This window comes from Microtetraspora sp. AC03309 (assembly GCF_020826795.1).
In the GTDB taxonomy this organism is placed as follows: Bacteria; Actinomycetota; Actinomycetes; order Streptosporangiales; family Streptosporangiaceae; genus Microtetraspora; species Microtetraspora glauca.
Window position 1 is genome coordinate 45618 of sequence record NZ_JADDIL010000047.1, and the last position, 22165, is coordinate 67782.

The 22165-nt window shown below is 64.0% G+C and carries 16 protein-coding genes; 11 read left to right on the plus strand and 5 right to left on the minus strand.

The genetic code is table 11. The features are described 5' to 3' along the window. Nucleotides 1–417 precede the first annotated feature (417 nt). Nucleotides 418–9447: a DNRLRE domain-containing protein gene (locus IMZ11_RS25610; protein WP_228644956.1), complete on the plus strand. Its 9030-nt coding sequence runs from the start codon at nucleotides 418–420 to the stop codon at nucleotides 9445–9447. Between the two features lie 433 nt (nucleotides 9448–9880). Here IMZ11_RS25610 and IMZ11_RS25615 read toward each other — a convergent pair whose 3' ends face one another. Next, a complete protein-coding gene (locus IMZ11_RS25615; RefSeq protein ID WP_228644958.1) occupies nucleotides 9881–10579 on the minus strand; it encodes a transposase in 699 nt (232 codons plus the stop codon). Between the two features lie 60 nt (nucleotides 10580–10639). Between IMZ11_RS25615 and IMZ11_RS46325 the strand changes: the two genes are divergently transcribed. After that, complete coding sequence (locus tag IMZ11_RS46325; protein WP_228644912.1) at nucleotides 10640–11701, plus strand: integrase core domain-containing protein; 1062 nt, start codon at nucleotides 10640–10642, stop codon at nucleotides 11699–11701. Between the two features lie 28 nt (nucleotides 11702–11729). Here the strand turns inward: IMZ11_RS46325 and IMZ11_RS25625 are convergent, their stop codons facing one another. Continuing rightward, nucleotides 11730–12518 (minus strand): helix-turn-helix domain-containing protein, encoded by a 789-nt coding sequence (locus tag IMZ11_RS25625; protein WP_228644914.1) that lies wholly within the window; start codon nucleotides 12516–12518, stop codon nucleotides 11730–11732. A 999-nt stretch (nucleotides 12519–13517) separates the two neighbouring features. Continuing rightward, nucleotides 13518–13907: a hypothetical protein gene (locus tag IMZ11_RS25630; protein WP_228644915.1), complete on the minus strand. Its 390-nt coding sequence runs from the start codon at nucleotides 13905–13907 to the stop codon at nucleotides 13518–13520. Between IMZ11_RS25630 and IMZ11_RS25635 the strand changes: the two genes are divergently transcribed. From IMZ11_RS25635 to IMZ11_RS25645, 3 genes are all read left to right on the plus strand, one after another. After that, the gene (locus IMZ11_RS25635; RefSeq protein WP_228644917.1) at nucleotides 13906–14097 is read left to right on the plus strand and encodes a hypothetical protein; all 192 of its coding nucleotides are present in this window, start codon (nucleotides 13906–13908) and stop codon (nucleotides 14095–14097) included. The two genes, IMZ11_RS25630 and IMZ11_RS25635, sit on opposite strands and share 2 nt — an antisense overlap. Before the next feature lie 280 nt (nucleotides 14098–14377). Then, nucleotides 14378–14857 (plus strand): DUF4365 domain-containing protein, encoded by a 480-nt coding sequence (locus tag IMZ11_RS25640; protein WP_228644919.1) that lies wholly within the window; start codon nucleotides 14378–14380, stop codon nucleotides 14855–14857. An 8-nt stretch (nucleotides 14858–14865) separates the two neighbouring features. Further along, nucleotides 14866–16011: a hypothetical protein gene (locus IMZ11_RS25645; protein ID WP_228644921.1), complete on the plus strand. Its 1146-nt coding sequence runs from the start codon at nucleotides 14866–14868 to the stop codon at nucleotides 16009–16011. Between the two features lie 27 nt (nucleotides 16012–16038). Here the strand turns inward: IMZ11_RS25645 and IMZ11_RS25650 are convergent, their stop codons facing one another. After that, entirely contained in the window at nucleotides 16039–17334 is a 1296-nt protein-coding gene (locus IMZ11_RS25650) for an XRE family transcriptional regulator (RefSeq protein ID WP_228644923.1), read from the minus strand. 347 nt (nucleotides 17335–17681) lie between these two features. Between IMZ11_RS25650 and IMZ11_RS25655 the strand changes: the two genes are divergently transcribed. Next, nucleotides 17682–17966 carry a hypothetical protein gene (locus IMZ11_RS25655; RefSeq protein WP_228644924.1) on the plus strand — a complete coding sequence of 95 codons (285 nt, stop codon included), beginning with the start codon at nucleotides 17682–17684 and terminating at the stop codon, nucleotides 17964–17966. Nucleotides 17967–18227: 261 nt separating this feature from the next. Further along, on the plus strand, nucleotides 18228–18959 hold the full coding sequence (locus IMZ11_RS25660) for a GntR family transcriptional regulator (protein ID WP_228644926.1): 732 nt from the start codon (nucleotides 18228–18230) through the stop codon (nucleotides 18957–18959). Between the two features lie 3 nt (nucleotides 18960–18962). Here the strand turns inward: IMZ11_RS25660 and IMZ11_RS25665 are convergent, their stop codons facing one another. After that, nucleotides 18963–19385: a hypothetical protein gene (locus tag IMZ11_RS25665; protein ID WP_228644928.1), complete on the minus strand. Its 423-nt coding sequence runs from the start codon at nucleotides 19383–19385 to the stop codon at nucleotides 18963–18965. A 231-nt stretch (nucleotides 19386–19616) separates the two neighbouring features. Between IMZ11_RS25665 and IMZ11_RS25670 the strand changes: the two genes are divergently transcribed. The 4 genes from IMZ11_RS25670 (at nucleotide 19617) to IMZ11_RS25685 (ending at nucleotide 22147) form a co-directional block, all read left to right on the plus strand. Next, a complete protein-coding gene (locus tag IMZ11_RS25670) occupies nucleotides 19617–20027 on the plus strand; it encodes a plasmid replication, integration and excision activator (protein WP_228644930.1) in 411 nt (136 codons plus the stop codon). Then, nucleotides 20027–20350: a hypothetical protein gene (locus tag IMZ11_RS25675; protein WP_228644931.1), complete on the plus strand. Its 324-nt coding sequence runs from the start codon at nucleotides 20027–20029 to the stop codon at nucleotides 20348–20350. The genes IMZ11_RS25670 and IMZ11_RS25675 overlap by 1 nt, the downstream gene beginning before the upstream one ends. Nucleotides 20351–20439: 89 nt before the next feature. Beyond that, on the plus strand, nucleotides 20440–21939 hold the full coding sequence (locus tag IMZ11_RS25680; protein WP_228644933.1) for an FtsK/SpoIIIE domain-containing protein: 1500 nt from the start codon (nucleotides 20440–20442) through the stop codon (nucleotides 21937–21939). After that, a complete protein-coding gene (locus tag IMZ11_RS25685) occupies nucleotides 21932–22147 on the plus strand; it encodes a hypothetical protein (protein WP_228644935.1) in 216 nt (71 codons plus the stop codon). Before IMZ11_RS25680 ends, IMZ11_RS25685 begins: the two co-directional genes overlap by 8 nt. Nucleotides 22148–22165: the final 18 nt, after the last annotated feature.

The window sequence follows — 22165 nt, forward strand, 5'->3', positions numbered from 1 at the left end:
TGAGCCAAACAGGGGAAAGCGTCAGGTCGCGGGATGTCTGGCTGAGGGCCGCCTTGTCTTCCGGCGCTTTGGGTCAGCCAGGACGCCCAAGTATGTGACCTAGATCATATGGGGCCTCCTGGATGCGGCCCCGACGCCTGTGAGCTGCCTCAATTCAAGCTGAAGACAACCTGGTCAACTTCCGCATGACAATCCGTAGTCAGATCAATTCAGATTCGATCTTGAGATAGATCGAGATAAGAGCGCATGATCCAGATCAGTTGGCTCAACTGGGCTTAAGGGGCGACGGGCCGGACCTTGTGCCGTACGCCTCCTGTTGATGGAGGGTGCGCCTTGTTGCCTTTCGGCGTTGGAACGCGACGTCATGGCCGGTCACGCCAAAGGGGGCTGCTCGTCGCGGCTACTGTCGTCTTGGGGGTGTTCCTTGCCGGGGTAGGCGTTCCGGACGGGCTGGCTCAACCGGCGGCTGCCGACACCACTCCGGCCGCCAGCCAGGAGTCATCCGTCGAAGGTCAGCCGATCAAGGTTGCGCCCCCGTCAGCCAAAGGCGCCGAGGACCTGCACTCGGCGCCTAAACGGCCGGCTCCGGTGTGGCCGAAGGCCGGATCTGCGCAGATGAATTTGACAGCGGACAAGAAGCCGATAACGGCGCCGGGGCTGCCGGTGACGGTGGCTGCGGCCGACCCATCTGACGCCGCTGACCTCCTGAAGCGGTCGGTGCCAGGTGCCGCGAACCGGAAGGCAGCCAAACAAAAGGACTCGCCCACCTCCGTTCGGGTGGAGACCTTCGATAACACCGTGGCCAAGCGCCTCGGGGGCATCGGTGTCGTCCTGCGCCTGACACGCGCGGACGGCGGCTCGGACATCGCTCCGGCAAAGGTCAGTGTCGACTACTCCTCGTTCCGGGGGGCTGGAGGCGGTGGATTCGCCTCCCGCCTGACGCTGATCAAGCTCCCTGCCTGTGTTCTTGACGCTACTGTCACCCAGGAGTGCACCAGAAGGCGCGTCCTGGAAGGGCGTCAACTCCCGGTCCTCAACGACGTCAAGAGCGGAAAGCTCACGGCGGTCGTGGGCGTGGCGCCCGCAGCCGGAAGTGCCGCCACCACGAGTAGTGGCACGGCGGAACTGGCCGATGGTGACGCGGTATATCTGCTGGCGGCCTCGGCCGCGGCCACCGCCTCGAATTCGTCGGTGGGCGACTTCTCCGCGACCGATCTCAAGCCGTCAGGGACGTGGCAGGTTGGGCCGTCAGGTGGGGCGTTCACCTACAGCTATCCGATCAGCGCCCCGCCGCCTCCTGCCGGGAAGGCTCCGGAGCTCGCTTTGCAGTACTCCTCGGCGTCGGTGGATTCGCTGACCTCGCGGACGAACAACCAGTCCGGGCTGACGGGGATGGGGTGGGAGCTGAACTCCGGCTTCATCGAGCGCGCGTTTGTCTCCTGTAAGCAGTACGAGCTGGACAACCGCGGTGGCGGCAATCCGTACCAGAAGGGGTGGGCGGACCGCTGCTGGCAGTCGCCCTACGGTGACGCGGATGCCTCGAAGCTGACCCTGTCGGTCGGGGGACACTCCTCCGACATCGTCGAGGACCAAAGCACCGGGCAGTGGCGGACTGTCGAGGACTTCGGCTGGAAGATCGAGCAGATCAGCAGTGGCGGCGATTCGGGCCAGCCATGGTGGCGGATCACCACCCAGGACGGCACCGTCTACCGGTTCGGATATCACCGAGACTCATCTCTGCAAGTTCCGTTCATCGGCGACAACGTCGGCGAGCCATGCCACGACAAATACCCCACGTCCGCCAGCCAGGATGTCGTGTCCTCGCTGTGCACCGCGACCTGGCGGTGGCAACTCGACCAGGAGGTCGATCCCAAGGGCAACGTGATCGACTACACCTATGAGCGGGAGGAGGACTTCTACTGCACCCTCGCGCTGGACTTCGAAAGCTCCTGCGATCCCGAGTATGATCGCGCGGCGCATCTGCAGCAGGTGACCTACGGCTCCAACGAGAACGTGTCCTCCTCCTCTGCGACCGGGCGGATCGTGTTCGCCACCTCGCCCCGCTCTTCAGGCAGTGGTGCCCCCAGTGATGAACCGGTCTGTGACGGGACCGGGTCGGAGTGCATGTACGGGGTCGGCCCGGTCTTCTTCACCAGCCAGCGGCTCGACACGATCACCACCCAGACCTGGAGCACGGCGACAGGCGGCTGGGACGACGTGACCCGATTGGAGTTGTCGTACGAGTGGATGAGCGATGTGCTCGGCGACTATTCGATGCTGTGGCTGGACTCCATCCGCCGAGTCGGACTGGCCGGCGGGCCCGCCATCGAGATGCCGCTGACGACGTTCGACGCCGTGATGCCCGACAACTCCACCGCCGGTGGTTTCCCGGTGTCGTTCCCCCGGATCAGTACGGTCAACAACGAGCTCGGTGGGCGAAGCGAGGTCACGTACGGGCAGGCCAACCCCTGCCCGACCCCGTGGGTGTCTCCCCCCACAGAGGGATGGGACACCCTCACCTACGACTGCTACTTCGTCACGACCGGCAGCTACTACGGCGAGGACGACAAGCTGTACTTCAACGGTGACGTGTACCGCAAGTGGCTCGTCATGCAGGTGACCGACAAGGACTTGGTCGCCGGTTCACCCGATGTGGTCACCCGGTACGACTATGTGGGAGATCCCGCCTGGGCGGTGCCGGAAAACCCCTTCGCCAACCCGTTCGACTGGCAAAGCAGAGACGACTACACCGAGTTCCGCGGCTATCCCGAAGTCCGCACGATCGTCGGCAGCGGCAACGACCCGAACGGTTTCAGCATCACCTCCTCAACGTTCTTCCGCGGAATCGACGGCGACCAGGTGACCGACTTCGACGGCGGCACCTTCGACGACTTCCGGGAAATGAACGGGAAGGCCGTGCAGGAGCAGACCTGGCGGGCGACCGCGACCCAGCCGACGTATGCGTGCGCGTACCGGCAGTGGATGGCCGGCGCCACCTACATCCGCAATGATCGGGTCTCCTACAACAACCACAACTGGGAGGTCATCAACGAGACCGGACAGGGTGCTCCGGGAACATCGGGATCCACCGGCTGGAACGACCTCGGCGCCTGCCCCGCCGGCATACCCATGCCCGGCGGACTGAGCGAGGTGTCTTCGACCCGCTACGAGTACGACGCCACGACCACTGGGAATGGCCCGGATCGCGACCCGTACCGGGTTGATCGAACCCGTCAGGTATCGAGAGAGAAGACTACCGGCGGCTGGCGCTACACCGAGGCCAAGACCGAGTACAACACCGACGGTCTTCCGACCAAGGTGAACGACTACGGGGAGCGCGGGAACGGCAGCGACAACACGTGCACCGCGATCACCTACGCCCGCAACACCTCCGGCAGCGCTTGGATGATCGGCTACAAGGCGTCGGAGGAGAAGCACGCGGGGGATGACTGCTCAGCGGGAACCTTGCTCAGCCGGTCGGTGACCCTGTACGACGGCTCGACAAGCCCGGGCTCCAACACCCCGACCCGCGGAGACGTCACCGAGACCCGCAGCTACTCCACCGCTGGCAACTATTCGACGGCGAAGACCACCTTCGACGATTATGGACGTCCGCTCACCACGACCGACCCGCTGAACAAGACAACGACAACGACGTATTCACCGGCGGTGGGGTGGCCCACGGGCGGCGTGACGATCACCAACCCGCTGGGGCACGCGGTGACGACATGGTCCTCCCCCTATCACGGGCAGCCGGTCGGGATGCGGGACGCCAACAACAACAACGTCAACATCGACTACGACGTGCTCGGCCGCACGCTGCTGTTGTGGACGCCGGTGGCGCCGAAGTCGGGCGACACCCCCGCGGCCAAGGTCTCCTACACGATCCCGAGCACGCTCAGTCCGGTGAAGACGACAGTCTCCCGCCTGCAGTCGGGCAATGGGACATCGGCCAAGTGGGTGTCCACTCACACCTACATCGACGGTCTGGGACGCGCACGCGAGGTGCAGACCGCCTCTCCGGCAGGTGGACGGATCGTGCAGGTCACGACCTATGACACGCGCGGTATGACTGCGGCGGCCTCCGGTCCGGTTCACAACAGCTCCGCCCCCGGTTCAGGGCTGCTGAACCCTGAACTGACGGAACTACCACAGTGGTCCAAGCCGATCTACGACGGTGTGGGACGGACCACGGCGCAGATCGACATGTCCACTTCCAGCGAGCTACGCCGTACGACGACGAACTACCTGGGCGCAGACAAGTACGAGGTCGTTCCGCCCACCGGTGGTAAGACCGTCTACTACACCGACGCCGCCGACCAGATCACCAAGATCGAGGAATGGCTGGCCGGGGCGGGCTCACAATCGCTGGCCGCACGCGCCATCGCCGGTCCGCTGGCCTCGGAGACCTCCACGAGCTCTGCTATGAACACCACGGCTGAGCACAAATCCACCGCCGACCGTACTCGCGAAGAGGTGCCTGCGGAGCAGGTGTCGGACGCCCGGATGCAGGCGTCCGCGGAGGCGAAGAGGACCGGAAAACCGGTCGCGGTGCCGGAGCTGACCTCGGCGGTGAGTTCCACGATCGCCAACACGGACGGCAAGACGCTTACCACGACCATCAGCACCCGCCCAACAAAGATCAAGCGGGACGGCGCCTGGGTGCCGATCGACACCACGCTGACAGAAAAGGGCGACGCCCTGGCGCCCAAGGCCGGGCCCACGGTGAAGGTGTCCGCCGGCGGTACGGGACCGTTCGCCACCCTGGCCGATGACACGGGCAACTCGATCGCGCTGAGCTGGCCGACCCCGCTGCCCCGCCCCACCATCGAGCGCAACAAAGCCCGCTACACCGACGCGGCCGGCCCGGGCGCCGACCTGGTGGTCACCGTGCTGCCCGGCGGCATCCGCCACGACATCGAGCTGCGCGAACGCCCCGCCACCCCGCCCACCTACCGCATCACTGTCACGACCACCGGGTGGAAGCTGCAGCAGGACGGCCAAGGCCGTCTCACGCTGACCGACAGCGCGGGCAAGCTGGTCGCCCCACTGGCCCAACCCGTCATGTATCCACAGCCTCACCGGTCCGAGAAGGCCAAGGCGAAGGAGGCCACGGCCGGTGCCGAGGCCAAGGTGAAGGCCAAGGACGGGCACCGCAGGCGCAGCGGCCACATCACCACCCACTTGACCCGTGACGGCGACCACCAGGTCCTGGAGCTGACCCCGGACGCGGCGTTCCTGGCCGACCCGACGCTCACCTTCCCCGTGATCGTGGACCCGACGGTGAATCTGGACACGCAGGCCGACACGTACGTCGCCGATTGGGGACCCGACTACTCCTGGTGGGATGACGACCGACTCGATGTCGGCTCTGGGAATGTCGACGGGGAGATCAGTATCTCGCGGGGATATCTGCAGTTCGACACCTCCACGCTCGTGGGCAAATCGGTGACGCAGGCGCAGCTGTCGCTGTTCAACTGGGGCGCCCCCCAGTGCGGGGCGTTCGGCTCTGGCATTCAGGCGAGCAGGGTCACCTCCTCCTGGGACGCCTACGACATCACCTGGAATAACCAGCCGACTACCACCAACGAGGATTCGGTGGTCCGCCGGGACGCCTACGAGGTGGACCTGTGCCCGGACGGCTCCGGCGGAACGATCACCTATGACGTCACCGCGATGGCGCAGGACTGGGCCGCGGGCCGCCCCGGGTACGGCGTGCAGCTCCGCGCTGTCGACGAAAGCGGGGTCGAAGACTGGCGGATATACGACTCCACGGAAACCACTTTCAGCGATGCGCAGCCGCCGGCACTGACCGTCACCTACGCGCTGCCGTCCTCTCCCACGGTCAGCAACCTGTCGATCACCCCGGTTACCGGGGCCGCGGGGTCGTCGACGACGCCGACCCTACACGCCATCGTGTCCGACCCCGCCGACGGCGGTCTGCGGGCCGACTACGAGATCGAGCACGACCCCGCCTACCCCGCCGAAGGCACCGGCCAGATCTGGGCCGGTAGCTCCGCCAGCGTCACCTCCGGCAACGACGCACCTGCCGCGGTCCCGGCTGGGAAGCTGACCGACGGGTGGCACATCCGCTGGCGGGCCCAGGCCACCAACACCGGCGCCTCTGTCTCCTCGGCCTGGTCGGCCTGGCAGACCACGACCATCACCGTGCCGGACCTAATGGTCGACCAGCTGCAGGTCACCCCGTCGCAGGTGCTGTCGGGGGAGACGGTCACCTCCACTCTCACCCCCGCACTGGCCGCCCGGGTCACTACCTTCGACTCCGCCGCGTCGCGGGTGGAGTTCGAGCTGGAGCACGACCCCGCCGACACGCAGCATGGCACCGGCCAGATCTGGACCACCGGCACCGACAACGTCGCCTCCGGCACCCAGACGACCGTGACCGTCCCGGCTGGCAAGCTCGGCGACGGGTGGAAGATCCGGTGGCGGGCGCGTGCGGTCAAGGGCACCGCAAATTCCGACTGGACCTCATGGCAGTCGGTGACGGTGGACGTCCCGGACTTCTACACCACCACCTACGAGTACGACCGCAACGGTCAGATGACCAAGATGACCGACGCGAACGGCAACGTCCGCACGTTCACCTACGACCTGCTCGGCCGCCGCACCCAATCGCACGACCCGGACGCGGGTGACTCGCAGCAGGCCTACGACGCCGCGAGCCGACTGCTGTGGTCGACGAACGGGAAGAGCGAGAAGGTCTCCTACTCCTACGACGACCTCGGCCGCAAAACCGCCGTATGGGTGGGCGAGACGGAGACTGGAACCAAGCTGGCCGAATGGGTCTACGACACCGTCGCCAAGGGCCAGCTGACCTCCGCCACCCGCTATGTCGGAGACAAGGCCTATACCGATGCGGTCACCAGCTACGACAGCATGGGCAGGCCGAGGACTTCGACGCTGACGATTCCCTCCTCTGAGGGGTTGCTGGCAGGGACCTATACCTTCACCACCAGCTACACCACCTCTGGCGCTGTCGCCACCTACGAGATGCCCGCCGCGGGCGGCCTCCCCTCCGAGACGGTCACCTCCACCTACACCGACCTCGGCCTACCCCAGGCGCTGACCTCCAACATTGGCGGCGGCTTCACCTATGTCGCCAACACGACGTACTCGAAAATCGGCCAGATGGCCGAGCGCTCCTATGGGGCCGACGGGAAGATCAGACGAAACCTGATCTGGAGCCCGACTACCGGCTGGCTTGAGCGCATCACCACCACGACCAAGGCCGACACCAGCGGCCCCGTCGTCAGCCAGGACGACCACTACACCTACGACATCTCCGGTGAGATCACCCAAATCCTGGACGCCGCCTCCGCAGCCAGCGGCAGCCCCGGCCAGTCAGAATGCTTCACCTACGACGGCCTGCACCGCCTCGCCCAGGCCTGGACCACCACCGCATCTGCCTGCGGCAGCGGCGCGACATCGGCCGATAACCTTGGCATCGACCCCTACGCCCAGACCTACACCTACGACGCGGTCGGGAACCTGACCACCCTCACCGACGGCGGTCAGGCCTCCACATACACCTACCCCGCATCAGGCGGGAAGCGGCCGAACGCAGTCACCTCCATCACCCGCCCCGGCGGCGCCGACACCTACAGCTATGACGACGCCGGCCAGATGGTCTCCCGCAGCGTCACGGGTAAGGCGGGCACCTTCGACTGGAACCAGCTCGGCCAGCTGGAGAAGGCCACCATCGACGGCCAGGACACCACGATGGTGTACGACGCCGGCGGCGAGCGCCTCATCCGCCGCGACCCGGATGGCAAGAGCACGCTGTATCTCGGCTCGATGGAGATCGAGATCGACGGCAGCACCATCACCGGCAAGCGCTACTACACCACTCCGGACGGAGCCACCGTTGCCATGCGCAACGGCGGCAGTGGCGTCACCTGGCTGATATCCGGCCTGCATGGCACCGCCCAACTCGGCGTTAACGACTCGAGCGGCCAAGTCTCCCGGGAGCGTTATCTGCCGTTTGGCCAGCGCCGCGGAGCCGACGACCTGCCGTTCACCGACCACGGCTTCCTCGGCCAGGTGGAAGACGCCTCCACTGATCTGACCTATCTGTCCGCCCGCTACTACGACCCCGCGATTGCCAAGTTCATCTCCACCGACCCATTGCTCGACCTGCGTAAACCTCAATGGAGTAATCCATACGGATATGCCGGTAACAATCCGGTCGGACTTTCTGACCCCAGCGGGCTGTCACCGGTGGCCTGTGAAAAAGGCCCAAACTTTACGGAATGTCAACAAAGTGCAGCCTGGTCGGATTGTCTGAAACTGCACACTGAAAAGTGGTGCAGGAACGAAGTGGCAAGAAAGGCTAAGCTGGCCCTTCAAAGCGCTGTAGCTCAGAGTGCCCTGCAAAGAGAAATTATGGAGGGGAGGGTATGTCAGGGAACAGACGCAATTTCCGTGATGTTCTGTGCTGTCAAGAATGACGATGGAAAAGGAAAGGGGCCGCGTCCGTTTGACCTAGGCGAAGCGGTTGGAATTATAGCCACCGGAATGCTCTTGGCAGGGTTCGGTCCAGAAGAAATTGCTGGCGCGGTCGCAATGCAATTGGGGGCTCGAGTAGCGGCCTCGGTTATTACAAGGCTTGGACCGAAATTCGCACGGATAGCAGCTAGAGCCAAGGCTATCTTCAATAAGTGTAATAGCTTCATGCCTGGCACTGAAGTGCTGATGGCTGACGGTGCACATAAGCCGATTGAAAAGATCGAGATAGGCGATCGAGTAATCGCCACGGATCCAATAAGCGGCGATACGGTAACTCGACCTGTTGTCGCCTTGATAGTTGGCGAAGGCGACAAAGATCTTGTTCGGATCGCCGTGGATACAGATGGTCGGGGCGATGGCGAGATAGGGATCGTAGATGCTACTGACCACCACCCCTTCTGGGTCTCCGGACAAGATCACTGGCTCAATGCTAGCCAGCTGTATCCAGGAGCGCGCCTGATTACGCCTGATGGCAAGGCCGTGGAGATCCTGGCTATTAGCAAGTCATCTAAACTGAGCCAGAAGGTCTACAACCTTACAATCAGCGATATTCACACCTATTATGTGGCTGCTGGAGCTGCAGATGTTCTAGTCCACAACGGCGAAGACTGTTCTATTGATCCTAGTGCAGTTCGATTTAGTCAGGACAGTGTCTCGGCGAAATTTAAGGACGGGCGCACCCTTGAGCAGATGGCGGAGGATCTTCGATCTGGTAAACTAGACCCTGAAGACGTGCCGGAAATTCGTCTGCTCGAGCGTGGCGGTCAATTGTATACACTGGATAACCGTCGCCTTCTAGCATTTCAGCGAGCCGGTATTCCTGTTCGGTATCGCATGGCTACGGCCGCTGAGATCAGACGTGATGCATTTAAATTTACCACAAAAAATTCGGGTACCTCGATTCGAGTAAGAGGGGAGTAGCATCTTGGATGCAAGTGAAGATTATTCTATGTTTGCTAACATCCGTTCAAGAAATGACCTTGCGGATCATGTCGACGCTCTCCGGGCTGACCTGATCTCCGCGCGAGAATCCTGGGAAAATGTTACTTTAGAGCGATATTTGGAGGCCATGGCTGCCTGGTTGCGTGACTCGGAAGGGATTATGGGGGGCGCGGATTCGAATACTTGGAGAATCGTCGCGACAATTTTGACCGCTGCGGCCGTTTATGAATAGGAGTATTGGCCCAAATCTTTCACGATCTTGAGTGGCTTGGCCGGATCTAAGTGATCTTGGAATTTTGATGTGTGGGCATGGTGAAGGCCCGGCGGAGTGCGCCGGGTGTGGCCCTTGGTCTCCCCTGGCGGGCCGGTTGGGCGGGGCCTTTCGTCTCGCGCGGGCGGGGTGGTGCTGTGGTCAGGGCGGCGGTGTCGCGAGTGCGCGGATCTTGGCCCAGGCGAGGATGAGGTCGGTGGCGTGCGGGTGGTCGTCGGCGAGGCGGATGATCCGGTTGCGGGCGCGTCTGACCAGCCAGGCGGGGGCTTTCAGGAGCCGCTCGCGGAGCCGGGCGGGGGTGGCTTTGCGCAGCTCGGGGTGGTGGTCGAGGATGAGTAGGCGCAGGTGGGCCAAAAGGTCGGCGGCGAGCATCGCGGCCAGGCACCAGGCCTGGTTGGCCGCGAAGGCGTAGAAGGGGAACCGGCCCAGCCCGAGACCTTTCTCGTGTTTGATCACGGTTTCGACGCCTGCGTGGTTGCGGTGGAACACGTCGTGGCGCTGGTGGTGGTGTCCGGGCAGGTCGTGAGCGGTGGCCTGGAAGCGCTGGCTGCGTTTCTTTTCGATGTCGCTGGCTTGTTTGCGGTGGCGCGGGTGCAGCGGTTCGACGCGGGCGGCGACCCTCATCTGCTCGGGCCAGCCGTCGGCCAGGGTGAGCAGGCCGGTCAGGTCGGCGACGTACGCGCCGGTCCGGATCTTCCCCTCGGGGGTGACGGCCGGCGACCATGCACGCGCGGGCACCATGACGATCGCGGAGCGGACCGGCTCGGTGACATCGAAGCCGACACTGTAGCGCCAGTCATAGCCCTGCTCGCAGGCGTGGTGTACCGCGTCAAAACGCAGTAACGATGGCTCTGACTTGTGGTTTGACGGGGTCCGTCCCTACAGACAAGATCGCCTCTTGTGTTTGTCCGCCTGCTCTATCTGATCGCGCTCCGGGTGTTCGGCTGGCTGGTGGTGCTGGGCCGCAGCCAGGCGTCCAAGGACGTCGAGATCATGGTGTTGCGGCATGAGGTGGCGGTTTTGCGGCGTCAGGTCGCCCGTCCTGAGTCGGATTGGGCCGATCGGGCGGTGCTGGCCGCGCTGGCCCGTTTGCTGCCGACGGTGCTGCGCGCTCATCGCCTGGTCACGCCGTCCACGCTGCTGGCGTGGCACCGTCGTCTGGTCCAACGCGCCTGGATGTATCCGAATCGCTCTGGCCGTCCGAGGACGAGTAAGGAGATCCGGGACCTGGCGGTGCGCCTGGCGCGGGAGAACCCGGCCTGGGGATACCGCCGGGTGCACGGTGAACTCATCCGGCTCGGCCACCAGGTCAGTGAAGCGACTGTGCGGCGGATCCTGCGGCGTCGGAGGTTCGGCCCTGCTCCTCGCAACGTCGACACCTCCTGGCGGACGTTCCTGCGCACCCAGGCGAAAGGCCTGCTGGCCGTCGATTTCTTCCACGTCGACACGATCTCCTTGAAACGCCTGTACGTGCTGTTCGTCATGGAAGTCTGCACCCGCCACGTGCACATGCTCGGTGTGACCGCCAACCCCACCGGCGCATGGACGGCACAGCAGGCCCGTAACCTGCTCATGGATCTGAGGGAGCACGTTGGCTCCTTCCGCTTTCTCATTCGCGACCGAGATGCCAAGTTCACCGCTGTCTTCGACGAGGTCTTCGCGGGCGAGGGTGTGCGGGTGGTGAAGACGCCGCCGCGCACGCCGCGGGCCAATTGCTATGCCGAGCGGTGGGTGCGTACCGTCCGGGCCGAGTGCACCGACCGCATGCTGATCTACAACGAACAGCACCTACGGTCGGTCCTGAGCGAGTATGCCGATCACTACAACGGACATCGGCCGCACCAGTCCCGCCGACAGCAGCCACCCGATCATGACGAGAGGACTGTTGTGCCGCTGGAAGGCCCGATCAAGCGCCAGAAGCTACTCGGTGGGCTGATCAACGAGTATTACCGAGCCGCTTAGCCGCTTCGAAGAACGTGCAGCTCAAACCCTATGCGATGGGTTTTGACGCGGCGCAGGGGAACTTGACATCCCTGTCTCGGATCAGAAAGCGCGCCCGGCAGCCCACATCTTCCATGTCCATCACGAGATTCCTGATGGCCTGGATGACCCAGTCGGCGCTCGGGTGGGCGGTGGTGCCCAACACGCGGATGCGCCTGCTGGCGTGCTCAACGACGGCCAGAATGTACTGACGCTGTCCGTTCAGGATGACGGTCTCGATGAAATCGCAGGCCAGCAGGGCGTCGGCTTGGGAGCGCAGGAAGTCGGCCCACGTGGTGGACGCCCGCTGAGGTGCCGGATTGAGCCCTTCCTGTTTGAGGATCTCCCATACCGTGGACGGCGCGACCTTGATGCCGAGCGTGGCGAGTTCCCCGTGCACCCGCCGATAGCCCCAGCCCGGATTCTCCCGGACCAGACGCAGGATGAGAGCGCGGGTGGAGCGAGCCGTGGGCGGGCGCCCGGGCCGCTTCGGCCTGCAGGTACGGGCATGGCGCCGTTTCATCAGATCGCGGTGCCAACGCAGGACGGTGTCCGGCCGGACGAGGAGCCGCAGTCGGCGCAGGGCCTTGCGGGGCAGCGAGGTCAGCAGGGCGGCGAGAAAGGCACGGTCCTCGGGCGCGAATCTCACCCTGGCGTCGGCGCCGAGTTGGCGTTCAAGCACGGTGATCTGGTGACGCAGGGCAAGTATCTCGACGTCCTTGTCCCGATCGCTCATGGGTAGCAACCGCAGCGCGGCGAAAGTGTTCGTGACGGTGAGATAGGCCAGGCGAAGGAGCACGGCCGATCATCATGCCGCACTTGGTTCCGTCTCCTGGGTCGCCGGAACTCGCGCCGCCACGCGAAGCCCTCGCAGGGTCATGACGTGGGCGGATGTAATAATTATCGGCAGGCGCAGTCTGGTTCGCGTCGCCACGTTCCTGGACCAGCAGACTATTCGTCCGCTGGTTGCTGGCTATCTGGCCTCGACTGTCGGGATTCCATGCATTTGTCGGAGTCGGCGCATTTGGGGCGGCCGTGACCGCCGGAATCCCTCAACCGGGAAGGGAAGCCCTGTGGGGTGTTCGGTTGTGGACTTGTCTTGATCGTCTTTGGGGTCTGCCCTGGTGATCGGCGATCAAGTGATCTACCACGTGCGCGGACCCTTACATGAGCCAGGCCGAAGTCCGCTGGTTGAGCTTCCCGGCGGCGTACACGCGAGCAAACAACGAGCAACCAACGGGGGCCTGCTTCTCGGGCCGAGATCAGCCCGTATCGAGAAACCGCAGGTCAGAAGCCATATTCACTGATCAAGTTGAGTAGGGCGGGTGGGACTTGAACCCACGACCCACGGATTATGAGTGGGTTTGATCTTGTCGGGGGAGTGGGCTTCTGACCTGCGGCCCGGCGCCGCTTCGATCATCTTCTATCGGCGGCGTTCCGCGTATGTGCCGGATCTTGAAATGTGCGCCCGCGCACGCCTCGCCCGGCTGATCTTCCCGTCTGCCTCGACCCACCGCGGAGCGGCAGCGGGCCGGCGACGGAGGGGCAAGCCCGTCTTCGCGTGTACGCGAACCGGTCGCCGTTCCTCGATCATCGGACGCCAACGGTCACAGACGGGCTTGAGCCGTAGGAGTCGGTCTGCTGGGCTTGCCTGGGTCGTGGCGGGCGGGACGATCAGGCTTCCACCTCAGCCAGCTACAGACCGGCTCATGCTCGGGCGATCATCCCGGAGCCGAGGCCCCCGCCGGAGGCAGGGTTCGTGAATGTGAGACCACCTTATGCACTCTGGTGGGCTGTGTCAGTAGGTCCTGTGGTGAGTGCGGAATGCGGCAGCGGCCGGACCGCTCTGGCTGGAGATCCACTCGTCGAAGTCTTCGCGGCGACGATGGGGGTCGGCGGGTAGGAGGCGGATCTGTGGATATTCGTCTATCCACCAGACGTAGAACTCCATCTGGGTTCCTTCGAGAGGCCAGTGGGTGGTGTCGCGGGGCAGTAGAAGGACGTCGACGAAGCCGCCGATTGGGAGGTCGACATCCACGCCGATGCCTATTGCACCGGGGTGGGGAACCCAGACGACGGTGCCGCTGAGTCGTTGGGTGAGCTGCAGCCGGGCCCGCAACTGGTCCCAGACGTCTTGACCGGCCGGAAGGTAGAGGAAGCGCCCGTCCACGTGTCGCCATGGCCGCATGATGCAGCAGGATAGCGGCCCGCTATCCCGCCGCTGGCGGCGCGAGCTGCTGGCGGCCGGGACCGGCCCCCAGGCCGCATGCCCGGCCGCCGAGCGGGCGCAGGGCCGCGAGGCGGCGCGGAGCGCCGCCCTTGATACCTATGAGCGCAATTCGGCAGGGAACCTCATCTGCGCATTGGCATCCAGATGATGGGGTTCACTAGGCATAACTAGGTTTGTGCCGAAACCGTTCGTTGCTGAAGGGAATGACCTAGTAAGTAGGCCGTTGCCCAAGGATCTTCCTCACCTCTGATGGAAGCTCAGAACCAGGTGCGCAAAGACGGCGGCCGTGACTGAATAGATCGTTTGTTCGATCGATTATGTTACGGCCATCCTAATTATCCGTATGGGAAGGCCCGCAGATGTGGGCAATGATCACAGTATGGTAGCAGCATTGGACGAGAATCTGGGCAGGGTTGTAATGTGCACGAGTGGGCAATCTAGACATTTCTGCTAGTAAAGAATGGTTTAGTGTAGCGTACGTTCAGGCTCTGGCCTACTCGGCGGGATACGCCGTGATGCTTGTCCATGTCGATCATTTCGGCGTGGATCTCGAAATTAGGGATCGCGCCTTCCGGGTGGACGTGCAAATGAAGTGCACCGAAGGGCCTGCCATTGAGAACGACTACCTCTCATACGATCTGGATGTTCGGACCTACAACCTTCTCAGTGACCCTGAGCGAAATGTTCCTGCATATCTATTTGTTGTAGAAGTGCCGGGCGATAGGGCAGATTGGGCGAATTGCTCCCAGGAAGGGTTGCATCTGCGTAAGTGTGGATATTTCGGCAAAATGTCCACTCTTCGGCCCACGCAAAATCGATCTACTAAGAGCGTCCGCTTGGATCGTGCAAATAGGCTAACGGTCCGTTCGCTGGATCGACTCATGAAGGAATCGCGGGGTATGGCATGATGCTGAGCATGACCTCGCCTGGCCGAATCTCTCCCGCAGGTCTTAAAGCATACTTGCGAGCAAATTCCTGGGAGCTGCAATCAAAACCTCTCCCGCGTGTAGAGATTTGGGAGCGTGACTCCCATGAGGTTCTAGTTCCTTTAAATAGTGAAGCTTCGGATTATCCGCGTCGCATATGCAACTTCATCGAAGATATTGCGAACGAGAGCGGGCTCGCCGAGGAGGATATCGCTAGGGAGTTGCAATACATCGAGGATGATGTGATCGATCTCCGTTTCGAAGACGATCGCCCATTCGTGCCGTTATCCGATGCAACAAAAATGTTAAACGGGGCTCGTGAATTCGCTATTGCGAACGCATGTTCTGCGTTGCAGCGGAGATCTTATCACGGTAGATCGCGACCATTGCAGGCCAGGAAACATGCCCAGACTGTGGGGATGGGGCATACGCTGCGGGGTAGTTTCATAATCCCGATTGTTAGTCCAATCGGAGTTATGAAGCCCGTAATCATTGAGGGCGAGCAAGAGCCACTCATTGACGTCGAATCGGAACGCAATTATTTTCCTCGGCGGGTCACTGGAATGATGGCGGACGTGCTGCGTCAGCTTCATGAACTAGTCGTCGAAAGGGGGGAGCTTCCTTCGAGGGACGAGCTTCGTCGTGCTGTGTATGGCGGGCTGTCGGCGGATGCGTGTTTCGCTTTGGCGGCAATGGTTTCTGCCCCCGAAACGGGTGATCTCGATATCGCCTTCAGGTGGGCCCTTACTTCTGCACCCCCGCGGGTCGGGGGAGACGCTCTTGAATTTCCCAAGCAGTCAGTTGGAGCGATTCAAGAGATTGCTCATATCCTTCGAGATGAAGTGAAGATCTCCGATAAAGTGATATATGGATTTGTTAGTTCATTGGATCGCGATCCTGATGACGATGAGGGCGTGGTGAAAGTCAAGGCACTAATTGCTGGGCGAGTTCGGCCGGTTAAGATGACATTAGGTCCAGACGCCTACCATGTTGCAATCGAGGCGAACGACTTAAAGCTTCGTGTGGTCGTAACGGGATCCTTGTATGAGAGTGGAACCGGGAGATATGCTATGCCGCGAGTTGATCTATTCCGCATCGATGATTATCTCCCACTGGAAGTGGCCAACCGGTTCTAATAATCTATTTCGTTTTCCCAAGGAATGCTAGTAATCGATTATCTCAGGGCGGCGAGAGATTAGGGCTCGACGGGCTGTCACGTAGCGCTCGTGGAACTCGTTGGCGAGAGTTTCGCGGCGGTATTTCTGGCGTAGGACGCGGTCGAGGTCTCCGGCGCGGTTGACGAGGTCGGTTAGCGACCGGCGTTCGATATCGAATGCGGCCATGCCCTGTTCGACGGCGGCGTCAAGGTTTCCGCGTCGGGCGTGGACGATCCCGAGGTCTATGTGTGCGTCGGCGACCCGCATCGGGGCGTTCGAGGTCCCGTCGGGGCGGGTGTGCATCTGGATCGTCTCAAGCGCGTGTTCTTCGGCGCGGTCGTCGTCCCCGAGCCAGGTGTAACAGGTGGCGGCGTAGAAGACCCACTTGGCGTGGTCGAACACGAAATGGTGGTCCGAGTTCTCCGGAATCGGTAGCTTGGCGAGGATGTCGGCTCCGAGTGAGAGCGCTTTGTCGGCTTCGCGGCGGTCGCCGATGCGGGCCAATCCGCGGGCCTCTTGCAAGGTGAGCTGGACCATGGCGCTGGATTGGCCGGCTGCGGCCTGGCCCATGCGTGCGGCGGTGACCACGTCCTCGTAGCGGCCTTCGACGAGGGCGAACCACGCTGACATCTCGTGTGCCCATCCCATGAGTTCGCCGTGTCCGACCTGGCGGCCCATCTCGAACGCGGCCTGTCGGGCAGTCTCGGCCTCTTCGCGCTCGCCCAAGTCGTAATGCACACAGCCCAGTAGCGCGGTGAGCCATCCCGTAATGACCAGCAATTCGCGGTGCTGGTCAAGCGTGATCCGGCCCGACAACAGGCGCGTCACCTGTGCCAAGCGCTTCTGCGTACGGTCGCGCAAGGTGGCGGCGGGAACGACAGGGTAGGCGCGGCAGAGCAGATCGACGGCCTCAGCCAGAGCCTCCAACGTCCCGTTCCCGACATCGGACGCTTGGAGCTGCTGGGCGAGTTCCATCGTGCCGTACAGGTCGGCCTCGGCCCGTAGCGCGTCCACGGGCATGATCTGCGCCTCGATCAGACGGCTGCCCGAGCTGCACCGGTTCGGGGAGAAGCCGAGATCTTCCGGCTCCAGGCCGGTGGCCTGGGTGAGAGCGAGCCGGAACGGGGTGCGGGGCCAGGAGACCTCTCCAGCCTCCCATCTCCTGATGCGTTCCTCGTCGACGGCGAGCCCTTCGGCGATGCCCACGCGTGTCTGGTTGATCCGGTCGGCCATCTCGGCGCGGGTGAGTTGGTGGGAGTTGCGCCAGGCGCGGAGCTGGACGTTCGGGATGCTGTCGGGCATCTCGGGCTTTCCTCCCGTCGGGGGGCCTTAAGAGGGGGGTATCAGGGGGATCTTCGGGGGTCCTGTCGCGCTCGCATTGCCGGTGGACTTGCCATCAAGCAACCACGGTACGTCAAGCGGCCTCCCAGACAGAGGGAACGCCGGATGAACGAGGAGATGGCGACGGTGACCCGGCCAGACGAGAACAGCGAGGCACGGCCCTGTCCTTCGTGTCGGGGACGTGGCAGCAAGGAACGCCACGCGCGCCGGGCGCTCCTCATCGGCGGCACCAATGACGATCACGAATCGGGTGGGGAGCGGGTGTGTCTCGACTGCCTCGGAAGCGGCCGGGCCGAAGGGAACGGAACATGAACCCCATTGATGTCATGGCGGTGGCCTACATGAACCGCACAGACGAGGAGCGCAATCTCCTCCGGCTCCGCCACGAGTTGACCCAGCTCCGCGTCCACACCGAGCTGCGGGACAACAACACCGCGCTCCTGATCCACCCTCCCGGCGGGCGGGGACTGCCGGTGTGGGTGTTCGTCGGGTACGGCGGCGCCTACTTCTCCTGGCAGTACGCCGAGAAGCGGCACCCGGTGAACGACGCCCCGGGCGCGGCGAAGGTGCTGGCGGAGTACGTCAGCCGGTAGAAGCTGGCGCGGCAAGATGACGGGAGTGCCCGGCCGGGGGTGGGCGGGCCGTCGGTGGTTTCCATCGCCCCGGGTCTCGTCGCGCCTGCGGCAGGGTCACGGACAACCATGCCCCCCGGTCCCCGTTCGTGGCCCTGCCGTTCCACCCCCTATTCGTCTCTTCCGGCCCGTAGTGGGTTGCCGGGTATGGGGTGACAGAAATCCGGAGCCGGGCTAGGCTCAAACTTGGTAAAACAACCTGTCGGCTGCTGGACGGTCGTGATGTCGCTAGAGTCCGTGCCTCCGAAGTATGCGCAACTTGTGCAGACGCTTCAGCGGCGTATTGAAGCGGGAGACTACCCGCCGGGGACGCTGCTCCCCAGTGAGAACCAGTTGATCCAAGAGTTCGGCGTGTCCCGGCCCACTGTTGTTGCCGCGTTGCGGGTGCTGCGGGAACAGGGCTGGATCGAGTCGCAGCAGGGCAAGGGCCGTTTCGTACGGGGCCGTCCCGCGCTCGCCCTGGCCGAACAGCCGCGCCCCGGTCACGCCTACCTGACCAACCCCGAGGCCGCTTCCCCTGGCGAGGTGCTGGAAGCGGGCGCCCAGGCCGTACCCAACCGGGTCGCCGCGCTGCTCGATCTGCCGGCCAAGAGCCGGTCCTTCCTGCGCCGCCGCCTCGTCGTCCGCGACGGCGAGCCGTCCGAGATCGTCTCGTTCTGGCTGCCCCTGGACCTGTCGGAGGGTACGGACCTGACCAGCGCCGACCCACTGCCCGACAGCATCCGTGATCACCTCCAGGCGCGTAAGGGCGTGCGGTTCGATCACATCATCGAGCAGATCACCGCCCGCATGCCTTCGACGGATGAGGCGAAGCGGCTCGGCATGCTGAAGAACATGCCGGTCCTGGACGTGTACGCGGCCGTGCGTGACGCCTCTGGGCATCCCCTCGTCGTGGTGAACGTGCTGCTTCCCGCCGACCGTCACGAGCTGGAAGACGCCTACCCGATCTCGTAGGCGTTACGTGCAGCGCCAGTCCCAGTCGCTGCCATGGGAGTCGAAGACCTGGACAATGACTCGACGTAATCCGCTCTCGTCGAGATCTTCGAACCATAAGGAGATGTCCGCCTTTCCTTCGGCTCCCGCGATCCGGGCCTTGCCGTAATAGTTGCGGATCTCCTCCGCTGTGAGCGCCGTCTCAAGGGTGATCCTGATCCGGTAGTCGCAGTAGTCGCCGCTTCCTCCAGTCATGTTCTTCCCGAAGAGCATGTCGTCGTCGAAGAAGTAGTGGCGGGTCTTCGGTGGAAGCGGGTACGTGCTGGCCCGCTTGTATAAGGCGTCCAGGCGTGCATCATCGCGCCACACCGGAATCATGATCAAGACGAACAGTGCGGCAAGCGGTACAACAATGGCCAGTGCGCATCCCCACATAACCCGCTTCATGAGGCCGCACATTAGGGCATAGCACCCCATCGCTCCTGCGGTTTGATCATGTCCGCCACGCCGCGCTTGTCATGCCTGTTGGTCCCGGCGGTGTCGCCCGAGATTGACCGGCGATGAGCCCTGGTACTCCACCTCTTTCACTCCTAGGCACTTGACCTACCAAGTTCGCCGACCTATTCTCGAAGCAGTTGATAGGTTAAGTGCCTGTCAGTCAAGAGATGGAGATCTCCAATGGCTCTGCAAGGACCCATCCCGGTCACGTTCGACATGGTGTTCCCGCACGGCTGCTACGTCGTCGGCGAGGTCGAGCCGGTCAAGGACTTCGACGCCTCGACCAACGGCCGGTTCGTCCAGGCGCGCGACAAGCAGACAGGGGAGCCCGTCTGGCAGGTCGCCGTCATGGACGCCGACCCGACGCTCAAGCCCGCGCAGAAGACGGTGGCGGTCAAGATCCTGTCCGCCGTCCAGCCGGTTCCGCCGGCCGCTGTGGCGGGGGTGCCGTTCACGCCGGTCGAGTTCGACGGGGTCAGCGTCACGCCGTACGTCAACAGCAACACCAACCGGCTCGCCTACTCCATCCGGGTCCGCGAGATGCGCCCCGTTCGCACCGGCAAGACCGGCGGCAAGGAGGCGGCGGCCTGATGGAGCGCGACCCGTACACCTACGTGACGATGTCGCTCGACCCCGACGCACCGGCATACCTGGCCGTCTCGTTCTACACGCCAGACCTGCGGGTGGGCGCCTCGGTGCTGGACTCCGGGCGGCCGTACCTGTCGATCGGGTCGCGGGAGGCCGACATCACGGTCTCGACCAGCGGGGCCGGGCCGGTCACCACGGCCGATGTTGACAACGCGCGGGAGCTCTTCAACGCCGCCGCGCGCTATCTGGCCGACTGCGAGCGCCTGCACGACGAGCCACAGTCGGCCGACTCCGGCGCCATGGCCTGCGACGGTTCGGCGGCCTGACATGCAAGCGGGGCCGCTGGAAGCGGCAACTTCCGGCGGCCCCTCAGATCTCCCACACACGCGAATGCTTGAGAGAGGAACCAAGCCTAATGTTCCGCAAGCTGCCCGGAGACGAGGCGCGTAACCTCGTCTCCACCACCCCTGACACCGCTGTCGTCTTCCGCCCGGCTGTCGTTCGAACCCCCGCGCTGGTCACGATCGTGATCTGGCTGTCCCGGCTCGTCGCGGGACTGGTCCGGCTGGTGTGGCGGCACCCGATCGCCGTCACCATCCCGGCCGTCCCCGGCGTGATCTGGACCCTGTACGGCTGGCCTCTCGCCCTGGTCTTCGTCGGCCTCGTCCTCCTGGCGGGCCTGTCCTTGGCGTCGCTTAACCGGGCCTCGTTCCTACGGGTCATCGGCTGGCGACTGCTCGCCTTCTGGCGGCGCATCTGGATCTACCGGCGTCACTGGCAACCCGTGATGATCGTCTCCGGTCTCGGTCGGCATCTACGCGGCCGGGACTACCTTCCTCGGCTGGTGCGGGTGGAGTGTGACGGCTGGGCCGACCGCGTCACCGTGAAGATGCTGAACGGGCAGGCGGTCAAGGACTGGGCCGACCGGACTGACCAGCTCGCCCACGGCTTCGGCTCCCGCACCAGTCGCGTGTCGATCGCGCGGGCCGGTCGCCTCGTGCTGACCTTCCCACGTCGTGACCCGCTCGCCGTTCCCCTGCCCGCCGTCCCTATCCCCGACGTGGTCTCGGTTGGTCCAGTCGAGATCGGCGCTCGTGAGGACGGCACGCCGTACCGGCTGAAGGTCCACGGGACGCATGTTCTGATCGCGGGAGCGACCGGGGCCGGCAAAGGCTCGTTCCTGTGGTCGACGATCCGCGGCCTGCTGCCTGCGCTGCGGGCGGGCCTGGTCGAACTGTGGGCGCTGGACCCCAAGCTGATGGAGCTCTCGTTCGGCCGTGACCTGTTCACCCGGTACGCGGCCGACCCGGAGCAGTGCGCCGACCTGCTCGACAATGCGGTCAAGGTCATGCAGGAACGCGCTGGACGCTTCGCCGGACTCCAGCGCTCCCACATCCCCACCGTGGCGGACCCGTTCGTCCTGGTGCTCGTCGATGAGGTCGCGTTCCTGACCGCCTACCAGTCCGACCGGACGCTCAAGCAGCGGATCACGTCTGCGCTCGCGACCCTGACGACCCAGGGGCGGGCGGTTGGCGTCGGGGTGATGGCGGCGTTGCAGGACCCGCGCAAGGAGGTCATGAACATCCGCAACCTGTTCCCCGACAAGATCGCGCTACGGCTCGATGAGTCCGAACAGGTCGACATGGTTCTCGGCGACGGCGCTCGTGATCGCGGCGCACTGGCCGATCACATCTCGCCCGTGCCTGCGCTCGGGGCCGGGATCGGATATGTCCGGCTCGAAACGAGTCCTGATCCCGTGCGGGTCCGGGCCGCGTACGTCTCCGATGACGACATCCGGGCGATGGTCGCCGACTACGCCCTGATCGTGGACGCCACGGCCGCTGTCGAGTCCATTCCGGTACAGCGCTCGGATTCCGCGTCCGTCGAGCGGGGGGAGGTGTCGGCCAATGGTTGAGATCGCCCACCTGCTCGACGAACTGACCTGCGCGGCCTGCGGCACGCCCAACGCGCTCTGGCTGTACCCGGTCCGGGGCATGGTCGAGTGCCGCGAGTGCGGCGAGAAGGCGTCCATCCTGCTCGACGGCTTCGACTCCCTCGGCTCGATCGACGGTCCCGACTCATTCGACGGTCTCGGCTTCGACTCCTGCGGCGGTGGCCGGTGACCAATACGACGGACAGGG